The organism is Pleomorphochaeta naphthae (assembly GCF_055396005.1).
Genome location: NZ_AP042457.1, coordinates 2,645,367 through 2,661,487, shown reverse-complemented (window position 1 = coordinate 2,661,487; position 16,121 = coordinate 2,645,367). Strand labels below are relative to the sequence as shown.

Genomic DNA, 16,121 nt, shown 5'->3' with positions numbered 1-16,121 from the left:
AGAATTTGGAAAATGGCTCTTAAATCTTATAAGCCCAATACTCCCGCTCTTCGTCAGAAGACTACTTTAGTCTTTGACGACTTGACCACAAATAAGCCAGAGAAATCACTTACAACTAGCTTAAACAAAAAAGCTGGTCGTGATAGTCATGGTCGTATTAGTGTACGCCGAAGAGGTGGTGGGCATAAACGCGCTTATCGTATTGTTGACTTTAAGCGTAATAAAATTGGTATTCCTGGTATTGTAAAAACCATCGAATATGATCCAAATAGAACAGCAAATATTGCTTTAGTATTCTATGCTGACGGTGAAAAACGTTACATGCTAGCTCCTAAAGGATTAGAAGTTGGTACTAAAGTTATTAGTGGTCCTGAAGCTCCATTAACTATTGGTAATGCTCTTCCTATGAAGAATATTCCATTAGGTGTTCAAATTTTCAATATAGAATTAACACTTGGACGTGGTGGACAATTAGTACGTAGTGCTGGTTTGGGTGCAACTATTGTTGCTAAAAACGGAGACTATGTAACCGTAAAATTACCTTCTGGTGAAATGCGTTTAGTATTTGCAGAATGCTATGCAACAATCGGTCAATTAGGTAATGAAGATCACATGAACGTAAACTTAGGTAAAGCTGGTAAATCTCGCCATCTTGGAAGACGTCCAAAAGTTCGTGGTGTTGTTATGAACCCAGTAGATCATCCACATGGTGGTGGTGAAGGTAAAACTAATGGCGGTCGTCATCCAGTAACTCCTTGGGGTAAACCAACCAAGGGTGGAAAGACTCGTTCTAAGAAAAAACCTTCAAGTAAGTTCATCGTTAAGAAGCGAAAGTAGGAGTATAAAGTGGCAAGATCAATCAAAAAAGGCCCTTTTATTGAAAAGAAGCTTTTAAAAAGAGTTACAGAAGCTAGCAAGTCTGGTAGTAATGCGATGATCAAGACGTATTCCCGCGCTTCTACGATCATCCCAGAAATGGTTGGTTTCACAATTTCCGTATATAACGGAAAGACATGGATTCCAGTTTATGTAACAGAAAACTTAGTTGGTCACAAACTCGGTGAGTTTGCACCTACTAGACTATTCCGTGGCCATGCTGCCTCTGATAAAAAGAAGGGTAGGTAAGATATGAAAAATTACACAGGCTATAGAGCAGTCGCAAAGTATCTTATGATTTCTCCAACAAAAGTTCGCCCAGTAGCAAACTTAGTTAGGAGAAAGCCTTATACTGAAGCAGTTGCAATCCTAGAGGCTATGCCTCAAAAGGGTGCAAGACTACTTCTTAAGGTATTGCAGAGTGCTGGTGCCAATGCTATGAATGTTAACAGTAAAATTGATGAAGATTCATTATATGTTACACAGTTGATGGTAGACGAAGGTCCTCGCATGAAACGCGTATGGCCAAGATCCCATGGAAGACGTGATATTCTACTCAAGAGAATGTCTCATATTACAGTCGTTGTTGACGAAAAAGCAAACTTGGGGGAATAAATGGGACAAAAAGTTAATCCAATTGGACTCCGTCTAGGAGTCAACAAAACTTGGAAGTCAAAATGGTATGTAGATTCAAAAGAATATGCAGATACATTGCATGAAGATTTACTATTACGTAAAACTTTGGTAGACTGTCCAGAAGTACAAGGTGCTGAAATTGCAGATGTTGAAATCATCCGTAAACCACAACGTGTTACTATAGTAATTACAACAAGTCGCCCAGGTATCATTATTGGTTCTAAGGGTTCTAATGTTGAAAAGTTAGGCGCTCGTTTACAAAAACTTTCAACCAAGAAGGTTCAAATCAAGATTAAAGAAATCAAGAAACCTGAAGGCAATGCACAATTAATTGCACAAAATGTAGCAAAGCAATTAGCTTCACGTGGTTCTTTCAGAAGAGCTATGAAAATGGCTGTTTCTAAAGCAATGCAAAGTGGAGTACAAGGCGTTAAGATTAAATGTTCTGGTCGTCTTGGTGGAGCTGAAATTGCAAGAACTGAATGGATGAAAGAAGGTAGAGTACCATTACACACATTACGTTCTGACATTGATTATGGTGTAGCAACAGCTCGCACAACCTTTGGTGCTATTGGTATTAAAGTTTGGGTGTTCAATGGTGAAATCTACGAACATGCTAAAAAGAATGACGCAGGTGGTTTGGTTAAGAAACCTTCTAAAGGAGTTAATTAATGCTTAGTCCTAAAAGAATCATTCATAGAAAAAAGCAAAGAGGCACCATGGATGGTGTTGCTCACCGTGGTAATACCATTGCATTTGGTGAGTTTGGTTTAATGGCATTAGAGCCAAAATGGATAACCAACCGCCAAATTGAAGCTGCTCGTATTGCGATGACTCGTCATATTAAGCGTGGTGGTAAAGTATGGATCAGGATTTTCCCTGACATGCCTTATACAAAGAAACCCGCTGAAACTAGACAAGGTAATGGTAAGGGTAACCCAGAAGGTTGGGTAGCAGTTGTTAAGCAAGGTACTATGATGTTTGAGATGGCTGGCGTTAGTGAAGAACTAGCACGTGAAGCACTTTCACTTGCAGCTCATAAATTGCCAATCAAAACAAAGATTGTAGTTAGAAGAGAGGTAGAATAACATGAAGAATTCATTCAAAGATCTAACATTAGAAGAAATGATCGCTAAGCGTGATGAGCTTCGTAAAGAATATTTAGACATTCGTATGGATAGGGTTCTAGGTCATGTTGAAAACCCTCTAGCAATTAGAAATGTTAAGAGACAAATTGCTCGCCTTAACACTCTTATCCACGAGTATGCCTTAGGCATTCGCACATCCGCTAATTAAGAGAGGCTCGAGGTAGATGGAAGTAAGTAAAAAAACTTTTACAGGAAAGGTTGTTAGTGATAAAATGGATAAAACTATTGTTGTAGCCATTCACACAAGAAGCCTTCATCCTTTGTATAAAAAGTATGTGACCAAGACTAAGAAAGTTAAGGCCCATGACGAAAGAAATGATGCTCACATTGGCGATACTGTACGTGTTGTTGAATGTCGTCATTATAGCAAAGACAAGTGCTGGCGCTTAACTCAAGTCGTCGAGCGTGCTCGTTAAGCAAGGAGATACGTCATGGTACAAATGCAGAGTTATTTAAATGTTGCTGACAATAGTGGCGCAAAACGTGTTCAAGTTATCAAAGTTTTAGGTGGTAGCCATAGATACGTAGCCAGTGTTGGTGATATTGTGGTAGTTGCAGTAAAGAACGCTCTTCCAAATGGTGCAATTAAAAAAGGCGCTGTTTTGAAAGCTGTTGTAGTACGCACTAAGAAGGAATACCGTAGACCTGACGGTACCTATATCAGGTTCGATGATAACGCATGTGTTATTATTGATGCCAACAATAACCCACGCGGTAAAAGAATCTTTGGACCAGTAGCTCGTGAGCTACGTAATGGTTATATGAAGATTGTTTCACTCGCACCGGAAGTGTTGTAGGAGAAAAGCAATGAAGCTCAAAAAAAACGACACCGTTAAAGTTCTTGCCGGCAAAGACAAAGGTTACGTTGGTAAGATTGTTAAGGTGGACCCTAATAAAGAGAGGGTAATCGTCCAAGGCGCTAACATGGTTAAAAAGACTGTTAAAAGGCGTAGTCAACAAGACAAGGGCGGTATTATTGACATTGAAGCTCCGATTCACGTTTCTAATGTTGCACTAGTTGTAGATGGAAAGGTTAGTAAAATCGGATACAAGTTCGACGATGACGGCAAGAAAGTTCGTTACGCGAAGAAAACCGGAGAAGTGCTCTAATGGAAGAAAAGTTTGTACCAACCTTCAAGAAAAAATATCTTGAAGAAGTTGCACCAGCTCTTTTCAAAGAGCTAGGTTATAAATCTGTCATGCAGATTCCTGCCATTGAGAAAATTACACTAAGTGTTGGTGTCGGAGAGGCTATTGTAAATAAAAAGCTTTTGGATGCTGCTGTAAAAGAATTAGAACAAATTGCAGGTCAGCATGTAGTAAAGACAAAATCAAGAAAGTCAATTGCTAACTTTAAAGTTCGTGCAGGACAAGAAATTGGAGCTATGGTTACCCTTCGTGGTGATAATATGTGGTATTTCTTAGAACGTCTTATTGGTATGGCTTTACCACGTGTTAAAGACTTTAAAGGGGTTAAACCTCATGCTTTTGATGGTCATGGTAATTACTCTTTAGGAATTACTGAACAGATTATCTTTCCTGAAATTGACTTCGATAAAATTGAACGCATCAGCGGTCTGAATATCGCAATCGTTACGACGGCCAAGACCGATGAAGAAGGGTATGCATTACTTAAGAAGTTAGGCATGCCATTCGCTAAGTAAGAGGTAAAATAATATGGCTAAAAAATCAATGATTGTAAAAGCTCAAAAAGAGCCTAAATTCAGTACTAGACAAGTAAATAGATGTAGGATTTGTGGAAGACCTCGTGGTTATATGCGTAAGTTCGATATGTGCAGAGTCTGCTTTCGTAAATTGGCAAATGAAGGTCAGATCCCTGGCGTAACCAAGTCAAGTTGGTAGGAGATAAAAATGGCTGTAAGTGATCCAATTGCAGATATGCTGACTAAGATTAGAAATGCTAGTCAGGCAAAACATGAAAAAGTAGATATTTCCACATCTAAATTAAAACTTCAAATCGTAAAGATTTTGAAAAATGAAGGTTACGTAAAAAACTTCAAAAAAGTTACAAAAGATGGTGTATCTAATATTCGTGTTTTCTTAAGATATGATGAGAATCAGAGCCCAGTACTTCACGACATTCAACGTGTTTCAACACCAGGTCGTCGTGTTTATAGTGGCTATCGTAACATGCCTCGTGTATATAACGGTCATGGAGTAGTTGTAGTATCTACTTCAAACGGCGTTATTACAGGAAAAAAGGCCTCTGATAAAAAGATTGGCGGTGAGCTAATCTGTACTATTTGGTAAGGTGGTGAAAAATGTCGCGTATTGGTAAAATGCCCGTTGCACTACCTGCAGGGGTTAAAGTTACTTTTAAAGACGGAACTTTAAGTGTTGAAGGACCTAAGGGTAAATTAACACAACAAGTTCGTGAAGAAGTTAGTTTCGATGTTCAAAAAGAACAAATCGTTGTAACTCGCAAAGACGAATCTAAGGCTAGTCGTAGCTACCATGGCCTATACCGTCAGTTATTAAGCAATATGATTGTTGGAGTAACTAAAGGGTATACAAAGAACTTAATTGTAAATGGTGTTGGTTATCGTGCTGAGGTTAAGAAGAATTTATTAATTCTTAACTTAGGCTATTCAAACATTATTGAATATGTTATTCCAGAAGGTGTAACAATTACAGTTGAAGGTCAAAATAAGATTGCCGTTTCAGCAATCGATAAGCAGTTAGTTGGTCAAATAGCTGCGGAGATTCGTTCTCTTCGTAAACCAGAGCCATACAAAGGTAAAGGTGTAAGATATGAGGATGAAGTCATTCGTCGTAAAGTCGGTAAATCCGGCAAATAATCGGTAGGTAAGAGATGAAGAAAGTAATTGATAAACAAAGAAAGCTTAAAAGACGCAAGCTTCATATCAGAAAAAGCATCTCCGGTACTGCCAGCAGACCGAGGATGACTGTTTTCCGTAGTAATCACCATATGTATGTTCAAGTAATTGACGATGTAGCAGGTAAAACTCTTGTTTCTGCTAATACTGTTGAAGCTGAACTTAAAGGACTAAAAAACTGTACAGCTGATGCAGCAAAGCTTGGTGAGGTGATTGGTAAGAGGATGATCGAGAAGAATATCACAACTTGTGTATTCGACAGAAATGGCTACCTCTATCATGGTATTGTTAAGAGCATCGCCGATGGCGCCCGCAGTGCTGGCGTGAAGTTCTAGGGGGAGACCGTGGAAAGATCAAGAAGAGAAGATAAAAACGACGGATACGTTGAAAAGCTAATTAAACTTAATCGTGTTTCTAAGGTTGTTAAGGGTGGTCGAAGATACTCTTTCTCAGCTCTAGTAGTTGTTGGAGACCAAAAAGGTAAAGTTGGTTATGGTTTTGGTAAAGCAAATGATGTTACCGATGCTATTCGTAAGGCAGTAGATCGTGCTAAAACTAGTATGATTAGTGTTCCTGTTAAAAATGGTACAATTCCTCACGAATGTATTGGAAATTTCAAGAGCGCTAGTGTACTTATTAAACCTGCAGTTCCTGGTACTGGTGTTATTGCTGGTGGAGCTGTTAGAGCTTTATGTGATGCAGCAGGTATCACAGACATTTTAGGTAAATCACTAGGTTCTAAAAATACTGTTAACACAGTTAAAGCTGCTTTTGATGCATTTGAAAATTTGTTTGATGCTCGCCAAGTCGCAAAGAATAGAGGTAAAACTCTTAAGAACATGTGGGGTTAATGATGGCTAAAAAGGAAAAACAACTTAAAGTTACTTTAACTCGTAGTGTTGCAGGTACTTTGCCAAAGCAACGCAAAACTGTTAAAGCAATTGGTTTGAATAGGATTAATAGCAGTGTAGTTATCAATGCAACTCCTGAAATGCTTGGCATGGTAAACGTCATTGCTCACCTTGTTAAAGTTGAGGAGATGTAAGATGGCAAATGTTGGTCAAATTAAAGCACCTTTTGGTGCAAATACAAAGAAAACTATTGTAGGTCGCGGTGCTTCATCGAAGGGTCGTGCTTGTGGTAGAGGCCATGATGGACAAAACTCACGCTCAGGTGGTGGTGTTCGTCCTGGTTTTGAAGGCGGCCAGATGCCTTTGTATCGTCGTGTCGCACGTAGAGGTTTCTCTAACCATCCTTTCAAAAAAGATTATCAAGTAGTTTCTTTAACTGCTATCAATCTAAATTTTGAAGATGGTGCTGTAGTTAACTTAGAAGCTCTAAAGAAAGCTAATTTAATCAAAGGTCATAGTACCAATGCTAAAATTCTTTCTAATGGAGAAATAAATAAAAAGGTAACTATTGAAGGTTTAAAGGTTTCAGCAAGTGCAGTTGACAAAATAACTGCTGCTGGTGGCGAAATTAAATAACAAAAAGGTTGGTCTAAATGGCAAACTCCCTAGTTGAAATGATGAGAATCCAGGAGTTAAGAAGAAAGGGCCTAATCACTTTCCTCCTACTGTTTATCAGTAGGGTGGGAGCGGTTATTCCAATTCCAGGAATTGACGTCCAGGTTCTACAACAATATTTCCTATCACAGAGTAATTCTAATTCTTTCGGATTTACTGAATATTTGAATTTCTTTTCCGGCGGGGCATTTTCGAATTTCTCGTTATTTATGTTAGGCGTAATGCCTTACATTAGTACTCAAATTATACTTCAATTATTAATGATTGTTGTTCCTAGTTTGAGAAAGCTCGCGCAAGATCCTCATGGATCTAAGAAAATTCAACAATACACTAGATACGGAACAATAGTTGTTTGTTTGATTCAGTCCTATGTTATAACAATTTATGCTAATTCGATTCCTGGTTCAATGACCATGAGTCGCTTACCATTTACTTTAATAGCAATGCTGTCTGTTACAGCAGGTAGTATGTTCCTCGTATGGATTGGTAACAAAATTACTCAATTCGGAATTGGTAATGGTATTAGCTTGTTAATTTTTGCAGGAATCGTTGCAAGAATTCCTTCAGCTCTTGTTACACTATTTAAAGGTGTTCAAGACGGTAGTTTTAATCCAATTTCATTACTAGTTGTTTTAGCAATGTTCATAATTGTTATTGCATTAGTAGTATACGAGCAACAAGGTGAGAGAAAGGTTCCGGTAAACTATGCAAAACGTGTAGTTGGCAGAAGAATGTATGGTGCACAAAGCACTTATATTCCTGTAAAATTAAACCCAAGTGGCGTTATCCCGGTTATCTTTGCTTCAGCATTAATGTCCTTCCCACTTCAAATTGCATCTAGTTTAGGCGCTGAAGTGAGTTGGTTAGCAGCTTTTGCTAATTGGTTAAATCCACAGGGTGTCCCCTACATAATCATATATACTCTGTTGATTATCGGTTTCGCATTCTTCTATACTCAGGTTACAATGAATCCTGTAGAGATGGCTAAACAGATTCGAGAAAATGGTGGTTCCGTTCCTGGTGTAAGGAGCGAAAAACTTGAGGAGTATCTAACTAAAGTTATCAACCGCGTTATTCTTCCTGGATCTATATTCTTAGCTTTCATCGCATTGATTCCAACTTTAGTACAGAAGTTCTTCAGTTTCCCATCATCTGTTGCAATGCTATTCGGTGGTACTTCATTAATCATTATGGTTGGTGTTGACCTAGATACTATGAGACAGGTAGAAGGTGTTATGAAGATGCATCACCAAACCGGTATTTTTAGCCAAACAAAGGCAAGAAAATAATAGGAGCTTAACATGAAAGTCAGAGCAAGTGTCAAACCAATATGTGACAAGTGCAAAGTTATCAGAAGAAATGGGGTTGTTCGTATAATTTGCGAAAACCCAAAACATAAGCAAAGACAGAAGTAAGGTTCGGCGTAAGCCACCTCTCTAAGAATAAAAATTAGGAGGCCAATAATGGCAAGAATTGCAGGTGTTGACTTGCCGAACAAAGCTGTTAAGATTGCTTTAACGTATATCTTTGGCATCGGCAAAGTATCAGCGATTGAAATTTGTGAAAAAACAAAAATTGATCCAGATGTAAGAATTAATACACTATCAAATGATGAATTGGCTGTTTTACGTCATGAAATCGAAGAAAATTATAGGGTTGAAGGTCGTCTTCGTACTGAAGTAGCTCTAAATATTAAACGACTTATGGACATCGGTTGTTACCGTGGACTACGTCATAGAAAAGGCTTACCAGTTAGAGGGCAAAAGACTAAAACTAATGCTAGAACTCGTAAGGGTAAGAAGAAGACCGTAGCAGGTAAGAAGAAATAAGGGGTAGATGAAAAATGGCTAATGCAAAAGCGAAAGCAAAGCGTAAAGTTAAAAAGACAGTCTATGATGGTAATGTATACATTCAGGCTACTTTCAACAATACAATCGTTACCATGACAGATCTTGAAGGAAATGCTATTTCTTGGGCTTCTGCCGGTGGTTTAGGATTCCGTGGTGCTAAGAAATCAACTCCATATGCAGCACAGGTAACTTGTGAAACAGCAGCTAAGAAGGCAATGGATTATGGTCTTCGTGAAGTTAATGTTTATGTAAAAGGCCCTGGTGTTGGACGTGAAAGTGCTATTAGAGCACTTGGTGTTTTAGGATTAAAAGTTCGCTCTATTAGAGACGTAACTCCAATTCCTCATAATGGTTGTCGCCCACGCAAAACACGTAGAGTTTAATTATTAGGGGCATTTCCAAGTAGTTTCTTGGGATGCTGTTTATTGAGGTTTGGCTCCAAAGGAGCCATCCCCGCGCCAAAGCAGATATTAATCTGCATATCCAGACTTTAAGGAGTAACCATGGCACGCAAAAACCTTTTGAAGGGCTTTAAAAAACCCAAGGGAACTAATTTTGAGCATAGTGCAGAAGAAGCAAATTACGGAAAGTTTGTAGCTTATCCTTTTGAACGAGGGTTTGGTACAACTATCGGAAATACGCTCAGAAGAGTTCTTTTATCTTCAATTCAGGGTTATGCAGTTACTGCTGTTAAGTTCACAAGCTTTAATGAAGAAGGTGTACCTCATTTAATTTCTAGTGAATATGATCAGCTTCCAGGTGTTCGTGAGGACATTGCGGATATAATTGCTGCTCTAAAAAAATTACAAATTAAAATGCCTGAAGATTGCGAAGGTGTTAATCTTCTCATTGAGTGTAAAGGGCCCGGCGTTATTACCGGTCAGAACTTTGAACGCGACCAGGTAGAAATTACCAATAAAGATTTAGTTCTATTCACTATGATGGACGATGCGAATATCGAGATGGAAGTTCAAATTGATTTAGGAAGGGGTTATGTTCCTTCAGAAATTAATGAGAAATATGTAGAAGAAGTTGGCGTTATCGCTATAGATGCTTTCTTCTCTCCTGTAACTCGTGTTAAATATTCTATCGAACCAACTCGTGTAGGTTATAGAAACGACTACGATAAGTTAATTTTAGAAATTTATACAGATGGAACCATTGCACCAGTTAATGCCTTAGCAGAAGCTGCAAAGATTGCGAAAGATCATTTCTCAGTCTTTATCAATTTTGATGAAGCATTGGTAAATAGTGAAGAGGAAGTTGATGAAGAAGAAGAAAAAATCAAAAAGATTTTAAATACTTCTGTTGAAGAATTAGAACTTACTGTTCGTTCTAGCAACTGCCTCAAGAATGCTAATATTAGAACTATTGGCGATTTAACAAAGAAAACTGAAGATGAAATTGCAAAAACTAGGAACTTTGGTAAGAAGTCATTAACAGAGATTAAAGATAAACTTAAAGAGTGGAATCTAAGTCTTGGAATGACAGACTATAGTGTTTTAAAAAACACAATCAATGTGCCTGGTAACAAGGAAGAAGAAGATGAGACATAGATTTGGTTTCAACACGTTAAGCAGAAGCACTGCAGAGCGCGATGCGATGTTACGTAACATGGCAACCTCACTTCTCCGTTATGAGAGAATTGAGACTACAAAAGCTAAGGCTCTTGAAGTACGCAAAACGGTAGAAAAAATGATCACTAGAGCAAAAGAAGATAGTGTTCATAATCGCCGTATCGTTGCTAAAGATATTAAGGACCCTGCTGTTCTTAATAAGCTCTTCACAGAGATCGCACCTCTAAATGTTGATCGCAAAGGTGGTTATACCCGTATTTTAAAAACTGGTTACCGTTTAGGCGACGCAGCAGAGATGGTAATTTTAGAACTTGTTGATAAAACAACTGCTAAAGAAGAGAAGTAAACTGAAGTACTTTGTACTCAGAGTATTTAGAATGAAGGAGAAAAAGCCTTCAATCTCTAAATACAAATCTTTTAAACTAGCTAGTTTAAAAGAAAGGATACAGTGATTTTTTATCTGAAATATATTACTTTATGATTTGAAATTACTGTCTTTTGTCAATTATTGACTTAGCCGTTACCAGTTTTGGTAGCGGTTTTTTATACTCATAAAACTTGACAATTTAACATTAGTTGAATAATATTGAACCAATTGCAACTAAGGAGAAAATATTATGAAACCATTAATTTATCTCCTTCTTGTTGTTCTTGGTGCCCTTTTCGGATTTATCGGAAGATGGCTGTATTCGAAATTTAAACTGACTTCTGTTGAGCAAAAAGCAAGACGCTTAGAAGCAGATGCAGTAAAAGAAGCTGAAGCAAAAAGTAAGGAACTTATCCTTGAGACTCGTGACCAATTGTTGAAAGAACAACAACAAGTTGAGAGAGAGGCAAGAGAAAGAAGAAGTGAATTGCAACGCTCAGAGAGACGAATCCTTCAAAAAGAAGAAAACGTCGAGCGGAAATTAGCTGAATTAGATACCATTAAGAATCAACTCGAAGATAGAAAAAAAGTTATTGAAAAAACTGAAGTAGAATTAGAAAAACGTGAGAGCTCTGTTATGATGGAGCTAGAGAAAATTGCTAATATGTCTCAAGAAGAGGCCAAAGACCTCATAATTGAGCAAATGAAAAAAGAAGCAAAACGAGATTCACAGACGGTTATCAACAAAATAGAGCAAGAAGCTCAATTAAAAGCTGATAAACTCGCTAGAGACATTATTCTAACATCCATTCAGAGGATGGCGACTGAAGTAAGTGGTGATGTATCAATCGCTTCTGTAAGCCTACCAAGTGATGAGATGAAAGGTAGAATAATTGGAAGAGAAGGTAGGAACATAAGGACATTAGAAACATTAACTGGAGTAGATATTATTATTGATGATACACCAGAAGCTGTTGTAATTTCTTGTTTCGATCCTGTTAGAAAAGAAATTGCAAGGGTAGCTTTAGAGCGACTAGTACAAGATGGTAGAATTCATCCTTCTAGAATCGAGGAAGTTGTTAACAAAGTTGCAAAAGAAGTTAACAGAACAATTGCCGATGAAGGTGAAAAACTTGTTTTTGATATGGGAATCCATAATATGAGTCAAGAGATGATTAGAGCTCTTGGTCGCTTATATTTCAGAACAAGCTATGGTCAAAATGTATTAAGTCATTCTCGTGAAGTTGCTGTCTTAGCTGGTATGATAGCTAGTGAAGTTGGAGCTGACTCTGAAATTGCTAAGAGAGCTGGTCTATTACATGATATTGGTAAAGGCATTGAAACTGAAAGCGATGCAAACCATGCAGAATTAGGTGCAGAGCATGCTAAGAGGTTAGGTGAAGATCCTATTATTGTAAATGCTATTTTAGCACATCACAATGATGTTGAGCCAAAATCCCCTGAAGCAATTATTGTTCAAATAGCGGATGCTATTAGTGCAGCTAGACCCGGTGCAAGAAGAGAAACTTTAGATAACTATATCAAGCGATTAGAAAGCTTGGAAAAAATTGCAGAAAGTTTTGACGGTGTTGAAAAAGCTTTTGCTGTACAAGCTGGTAGAGAATTAAGAATATTAGTTAATAATTCAAGTGTCACTGACGAAGAAGCTAAGGATATGGCTAAAGAAGTAGCTTCAAGAATTGAAGCTGAATTGAGATATCCTGGTAGAATAAAAGTCACGATAATTCGAGAGATGCGTGTAGTTGAATATGCGCGATAAAATTAGAGGCTTTTATAGCCTCTTTTTTAGTTAGGAATAGCTTGTGGGAAATACATTTACTGTTTTAATGCTTGGGGATGTTTGTGGGCAACCAGGCATGAGAGCTCTCTTTATTGGTTTAGGCCAATTAATAAAAGAGCATAGAGCTGATTTTGTTGTTGTAAATGGAGAAAATGCCGCTAATGGATTTGGGCTAAATGAAAGTGAGAAAACGCAGCTTTTTTCATTAGGCGTTAATGTAATAACTAGTGGTAATCATATTTGGCAACAAGATGAAATTTATGACTCCTTAAAAAATGATAAGAGATTATTGAGACCTTTAAATTATCCAAGTGGAACAATTGGCCATGGTTCTACAATATTAGAATCAAATGATGTTAAAGTTGGGGTAATTAATTTACAAGGTAGAGTTAGTCTTCCTCAAACAGATTGTCCATTTAGAACTGCTGAAGAAGAAATTAGAAAAATGAAAAGAAACTGTGATATTATATTGATTGATATGCACGCTGAAAATCATGAAGAAAAAAAAGCTTTAGCAATGTATTTAGATGGAAAAGTTAGTGCGGTTGTTGGAACGCATACTCATGTGCAAACTGCAGATGAAATGATATTAGAGAATGGAACTGCATTTATAACAGATTTAGGACTTTGTGGACCAAGTGATAGTGTTATAGGATCTGATCCAGAAATATCGATTAAAAGACAATTAACTCAAATGCCACTTAGAACAAAAATACACACAACAGCTCCAGTTATTAATGGAGTCGAAATAAAAATAGATAAAAAGAGTGGTAAGGCAATATCAATTAAACGAATTAATAAGCAGTTATTGGTATAGTTATGGCTAAAAAAATATCTCTCTTATTAAAATTGAAAGAAGAGTATTCGCAATATACTAAAGATGAACTTACAGCCTTTGTGGTTTGTAAAAATGTTTATGTAAACAATGAACTAGTTACAAATCCAAAGGTTAGAGTTGATAGCACTTGTAAAATTGATTTAGCCTTTGGAAAATTTGTTTCAAGGGGTGGGCTCAAGCTTGAGAAAGCCCTAGAAAGTTTCTCTATTGAGGTAAAGGATAAAGTTGTCTTAGATGCTGGTTCATCCACTGGTGGCTTCACAGACTGCTTATTACAGCATGGAGCTAGGTGTGTCCATAGTGTAGATGTTGGATATAATCAATTAGCTTGGAAATTGAGGGCAGATGAAAGAGTTATAGTTCATGAAAAGCAAAATATAATGTTGCTTGAGGATTTAGATCCTCCAGCAGACTTAGCTGTATGTGATCTATCCTTTCGTTCGATAAAAAATGCAGCTTCTCATATATTAAAATTATGTGGGAATACTCAATTAATATGCTTAATTAAACCTCAATTTGAAGTACCAAAATGGAAAAGTGATTTTTCAGGTGTGGTTGAGGATATGGACTTTTTAGTTGAAGTATTAAATCATGTATATGATATCTTATTAGAAGACGAGGTTTATATTAAAGATGTAATTGTAAGTCCGATAAAAGGGAGAAAAGGGAATATAGAATTCTTATCTTTATTAACCAAAGAAGAAGGTATAAATAAAATTGAATTTACAAATAAAATTTTACAACTTATAGAGACCTTAAAAGACTAGACTTTAATTAGTTATATTAATAGACTTGCACACATTATGAGTATTACAAAAAAGAAATTATTCTTGTCATGGGTTCCTTTAGCAATAATGTGGATTGTAATGGCCACAGAACAGCCCATGATAACAAGTTTTATATCAAGATTGCCAGATGCTACTAATCAATTAGCAGCTTTTGGTTATTCTTTTGCCTTAGCCCTTTTTATAGAAGGGCCAGTAGTTCAGATGTTATCGGCTGGAACTGCAATAGTAAAGAGTGTTAGTTCCTATAAAAAAATATTAAAGGTAATGCACGCTCTAGCAATAATCACGACAGCTTTGCATTTAATTCTTTGCATTCCTGCAGTTTTCAACTTTATTGCAATTACAATCTTTGATTTACCAGCAGATTTGCTAAATAGTGCATATTGGTGTTTTGTTTTATTAATTCCTTGGCCAGCTACAATAGGGTATAGAAGATTATGGCAAGGGGTAATGATAAAACATGATAGAAGTAAATATGTACCAATGGTAATGTATATAAGGCTTATTTTAGCATTTATCGTATTATTTATAGGTTTAAATTTTTTCAACATAAGGGGAGCTTTGCTAGGTGGTTTAACACTATCTTTAGGAGTTATCTCAGGTATGATTTCTTCATATATTTTTGCAAAACCTGCTTTGGATAAATTAGAACCAACAGATAGTGAAAATTTAAGTTTAAAGCAAATGGTACATTTCTATATACCTTTAGCAATAACTTCTTGGATTACCTTAGGAATAAGGCCATTATTAAATTTAGGAATTACAAAAGGTTTATATCCGATAGAATCCCTAGCTGTTTGGCCAGTTGTATTAGCCTATCTATTTTTATACACCTCAATAAGTCAATCTTTGCAAGAGATAATAATAGCACAGTATAAAAAAGAGAATTTAAAAGTTATAAAAAGTTTTGTAAATAACGTAGCAATAAGTTTAACAATATTATATATCGTTATTTATTTTATAAAACCGTTATGGGGCCTTTGGTTTATTAATGTCTCTAAACTCCCAACTGAGTTATTAATATATTTACCAATTTCATTAGGCGTTTTGATATTATTGCCATTCTTTAGTGCTAAGATAGCCTTATATAGAGCAAGTCTTGTAGCAGAAAGACAGACCACTTCAATAACCATAGGAGTTTTTATAAATGTTGCAACATTACTGTTATCAATATTAATTCTACCTTATATTTTTAAAGTAGCTGGAGTTTACATAGCAGCTTTAGCTTATGTATTATCATTTATCTTTGAAGTAATTTTCTTATTTATTAGGGTTAAATATTTGAAAAAGCTTAATTATATTGCTTAATCAATTCTTTATTTTCATTATATAAGTTCCCATCAACTAGTAAGAAGAATTTAGCAGAGCTATTAATAAATAAAGCTTGAGCTTCAAGTTGTTTATATGCTAAAGGAAAATTGTCACTATTTAAGATTTCTTTAGAGAGATTTAAATAAGTGGCTTTTCCTTTAGAAGTGACACCTATTAATTTAGTATCTTGAGGGATAAAGGAAACACAATAATTTTCTAAAGCTTCTAGAGGAGGGCTCATAAGTTGATATTCAAAACTATCATGAAGAAAATTATATCTTTTTGTACCCCTATATTGAAAACTAATAATATTATTATCCATTGATATGAAAAATAAAGTATAATCTCTATAAGATAGATCTTCTTTATTTTCTTTAGCTTCATTGATTAGTTCAATAGCATTAGAATCAATAATTGCTTGTTTAACTTTTGGTAAAAAGAAAATTAATTCAATGATAGTTAAAATTACAAAAATAGCTAAAATATATATTGTAATTGTAATATTATTTTTTTTATTGAAATTATTTCTTTTCATATCTTTATAT

At 36.1% G+C, this 16,121-nt stretch carries 27 protein-coding genes and 1 pseudogene; 27 read left to right on the top strand and 1 reads right to left on the bottom strand.

The window, feature by feature from the left end:
- Positions 1-12: 12 nt before the first annotated feature.
- The 27 genes and pseudogenes from rplB (at position 13) to ACZ5SO_RS12040 (ending at position 15,573) form a co-directional block, all read left to right on the top strand.
- A complete protein-coding gene (gene rplB, locus ACZ5SO_RS12170; protein WP_464624944.1) occupies positions 13-837 on the top strand; it encodes a 50S ribosomal protein L2 in 825 nt (274 codons plus the stop codon).
- A gap of 9 nt (positions 838-846) precedes the next feature.
- Positions 847-1,125 (top strand): 30S ribosomal protein S19, encoded by a 279-nt coding sequence (rpsS, locus tag ACZ5SO_RS12165; protein ID WP_464624942.1) that lies wholly within the window; start codon positions 847-849, stop codon positions 1,123-1,125.
- Positions 1,126-1,128: 3 nt separating this feature from the next.
- The gene (gene rplV / locus ACZ5SO_RS12160) at positions 1,129-1,491 is read left to right on the top strand and encodes a 50S ribosomal protein L22 (RefSeq protein WP_464624941.1); all 363 of its coding nucleotides are present in this window, start codon (positions 1,129-1,131) and stop codon (positions 1,489-1,491) included.
- Positions 1,492-2,184: a 30S ribosomal protein S3 gene (gene rpsC, locus ACZ5SO_RS12155; RefSeq protein WP_464624939.1), complete on the top strand. Its 693-nt coding sequence runs from the start codon at positions 1,492-1,494 to the stop codon at positions 2,182-2,184. It abuts the gene before it with no gap.
- Positions 2,184-2,600 carry a 50S ribosomal protein L16 gene (gene rplP / locus ACZ5SO_RS12150; protein ID WP_464624938.1) on the top strand — a complete coding sequence of 139 codons (417 nt, stop codon included), beginning with the start codon at positions 2,184-2,186 and terminating at the stop codon, positions 2,598-2,600. Before rpsC ends, rplP begins: the two co-directional genes overlap by 1 nt.
- A 1-nt stretch (position 2,601) precedes the next feature.
- Positions 2,602-2,808, top strand: a complete 207-nt coding sequence (gene rpmC / locus ACZ5SO_RS12145; protein ID WP_464624937.1) for a 50S ribosomal protein L29 — start codon at positions 2,602-2,604, stop codon at positions 2,806-2,808.
- Positions 2,809-2,824: 16 nt separating this feature from the next.
- Positions 2,825-3,076 (top strand): 30S ribosomal protein S17, encoded by a 252-nt coding sequence (gene rpsQ, locus ACZ5SO_RS12140; RefSeq protein ID WP_464624936.1) that lies wholly within the window; start codon positions 2,825-2,827, stop codon positions 3,074-3,076.
- A gap of 15 nt (positions 3,077-3,091) precedes the next feature.
- The gene (gene rplN / locus ACZ5SO_RS12135) at positions 3,092-3,457 is read left to right on the top strand and encodes a 50S ribosomal protein L14 (protein ID WP_464624934.1); all 366 of its coding nucleotides are present in this window, start codon (positions 3,092-3,094) and stop codon (positions 3,455-3,457) included.
- A gap of 10 nt (positions 3,458-3,467) precedes the next feature.
- Entirely contained in the window at positions 3,468-3,770 is a 303-nt protein-coding gene (gene rplX, locus ACZ5SO_RS12130) for a 50S ribosomal protein L24 (RefSeq protein ID WP_464624933.1), read from the top strand.
- Positions 3,770-4,324 (top strand): 50S ribosomal protein L5, encoded by a 555-nt coding sequence (gene rplE / locus ACZ5SO_RS12125; protein WP_464624931.1) that lies wholly within the window; start codon positions 3,770-3,772, stop codon positions 4,322-4,324. The genes rplX and rplE overlap by 1 nt, the downstream gene beginning before the upstream one ends.
- A 13-nt stretch (positions 4,325-4,337) precedes the next feature.
- The gene (locus ACZ5SO_RS12120) at positions 4,338-4,523 is read left to right on the top strand and encodes a type Z 30S ribosomal protein S14 (RefSeq protein ID WP_464624929.1); all 186 of its coding nucleotides are present in this window, start codon (positions 4,338-4,340) and stop codon (positions 4,521-4,523) included.
- Between the two features lie 9 nt (positions 4,524-4,532).
- Entirely contained in the window at positions 4,533-4,931 is a 399-nt protein-coding gene (gene rpsH, locus ACZ5SO_RS12115; protein ID WP_464624928.1) for a 30S ribosomal protein S8, read from the top strand.
- Between the two features lie 11 nt (positions 4,932-4,942).
- Positions 4,943-5,479 carry a 50S ribosomal protein L6 gene (gene rplF, locus ACZ5SO_RS12110; RefSeq protein ID WP_464624927.1) on the top strand — a complete coding sequence of 179 codons (537 nt, stop codon included), beginning with the start codon at positions 4,943-4,945 and terminating at the stop codon, positions 5,477-5,479.
- A gap of 14 nt (positions 5,480-5,493) precedes the next feature.
- Entirely contained in the window at positions 5,494-5,853 is a 360-nt protein-coding gene (rplR, locus tag ACZ5SO_RS12105) for a 50S ribosomal protein L18 (protein ID WP_464624925.1), read from the top strand.
- 9 nt (positions 5,854-5,862) lie between these two features.
- Entirely contained in the window at positions 5,863-6,369 is a 507-nt protein-coding gene (rpsE, locus tag ACZ5SO_RS12100) for a 30S ribosomal protein S5 (protein ID WP_464624923.1), read from the top strand.
- A 2-nt stretch (positions 6,370-6,371) separates the two neighbouring features.
- Complete coding sequence (gene rpmD, locus ACZ5SO_RS12095; protein ID WP_464624921.1) at positions 6,372-6,563, top strand: 50S ribosomal protein L30; 192 nt, start codon at positions 6,372-6,374, stop codon at positions 6,561-6,563.
- A 1-nt stretch (position 6,564) separates the two neighbouring features.
- Positions 6,565-7,005, top strand: a complete 441-nt coding sequence (gene rplO / locus ACZ5SO_RS12090) for a 50S ribosomal protein L15 (RefSeq protein ID WP_464624919.1) — start codon at positions 6,565-6,567, stop codon at positions 7,003-7,005.
- Positions 7,006-7,022: 17 nt separating this feature from the next.
- Positions 7,023-8,333 (top strand): preprotein translocase subunit SecY, encoded by a 1,311-nt coding sequence (gene secY, locus ACZ5SO_RS12085; RefSeq protein ID WP_464624917.1) that lies wholly within the window; start codon positions 7,023-7,025, stop codon positions 8,331-8,333.
- Between the two features lie 12 nt (positions 8,334-8,345).
- Complete coding sequence (gene rpmJ / locus ACZ5SO_RS12080; RefSeq protein ID WP_464624916.1) at positions 8,346-8,459, top strand: 50S ribosomal protein L36; 114 nt, start codon at positions 8,346-8,348, stop codon at positions 8,457-8,459.
- A 48-nt stretch (positions 8,460-8,507) separates the two neighbouring features.
- Complete coding sequence (rpsM, locus tag ACZ5SO_RS12075; protein ID WP_464624915.1) at positions 8,508-8,873, top strand: 30S ribosomal protein S13; 366 nt, start codon at positions 8,508-8,510, stop codon at positions 8,871-8,873.
- A gap of 14 nt (positions 8,874-8,887) precedes the next feature.
- A complete protein-coding gene (gene rpsK / locus ACZ5SO_RS12070; RefSeq protein WP_464624913.1) occupies positions 8,888-9,277 on the top strand; it encodes a 30S ribosomal protein S11 in 390 nt (129 codons plus the stop codon).
- Positions 9,278-9,397: 120 nt separating this feature from the next.
- Complete coding sequence (locus ACZ5SO_RS12065; protein WP_464624911.1) at positions 9,398-10,450, top strand: DNA-directed RNA polymerase subunit alpha; 1,053 nt, start codon at positions 9,398-9,400, stop codon at positions 10,448-10,450.
- A pseudogene (rplQ, locus tag ACZ5SO_RS12060) lies at positions 10,440-10,814 on the top strand (50S ribosomal protein L17); the annotation flags it as partial. The gene ACZ5SO_RS12065 and the pseudogene rplQ, both read left to right, overlap by 11 nt.
- Before the next feature lie 274 nt (positions 10,815-11,088).
- Positions 11,089-12,618: a ribonuclease Y gene (rny, locus tag ACZ5SO_RS12055; protein ID WP_464624909.1), complete on the top strand. Its 1,530-nt coding sequence runs from the start codon at positions 11,089-11,091 to the stop codon at positions 12,616-12,618.
- A 43-nt stretch (positions 12,619-12,661) separates the two neighbouring features.
- Positions 12,662-13,456 carry a TIGR00282 family metallophosphoesterase gene (locus ACZ5SO_RS12050; protein ID WP_464624908.1) on the top strand — a complete coding sequence of 265 codons (795 nt, stop codon included), beginning with the start codon at positions 12,662-12,664 and terminating at the stop codon, positions 13,454-13,456.
- Positions 13,457-13,458: 2 nt separating this feature from the next.
- Entirely contained in the window at positions 13,459-14,244 is a 786-nt protein-coding gene (locus ACZ5SO_RS12045; RefSeq protein ID WP_464624906.1) for a TlyA family RNA methyltransferase, read from the top strand.
- A 36-nt stretch (positions 14,245-14,280) separates the two neighbouring features.
- On the top strand, positions 14,281-15,573 hold the full coding sequence (locus ACZ5SO_RS12040; protein WP_464624904.1) for a hypothetical protein: 1,293 nt from the start codon (positions 14,281-14,283) through the stop codon (positions 15,571-15,573).
- Here the strand turns inward: ACZ5SO_RS12040 and ACZ5SO_RS12035 are convergent.
- Entirely contained in the window at positions 15,557-16,111 is a 555-nt protein-coding gene (locus tag ACZ5SO_RS12035) for a hypothetical protein (protein WP_464624902.1), read from the bottom strand. The genes ACZ5SO_RS12040 and ACZ5SO_RS12035 overlap by 17 nt on opposite strands.
- Positions 16,112-16,121 lie beyond the last annotated feature (10 nt).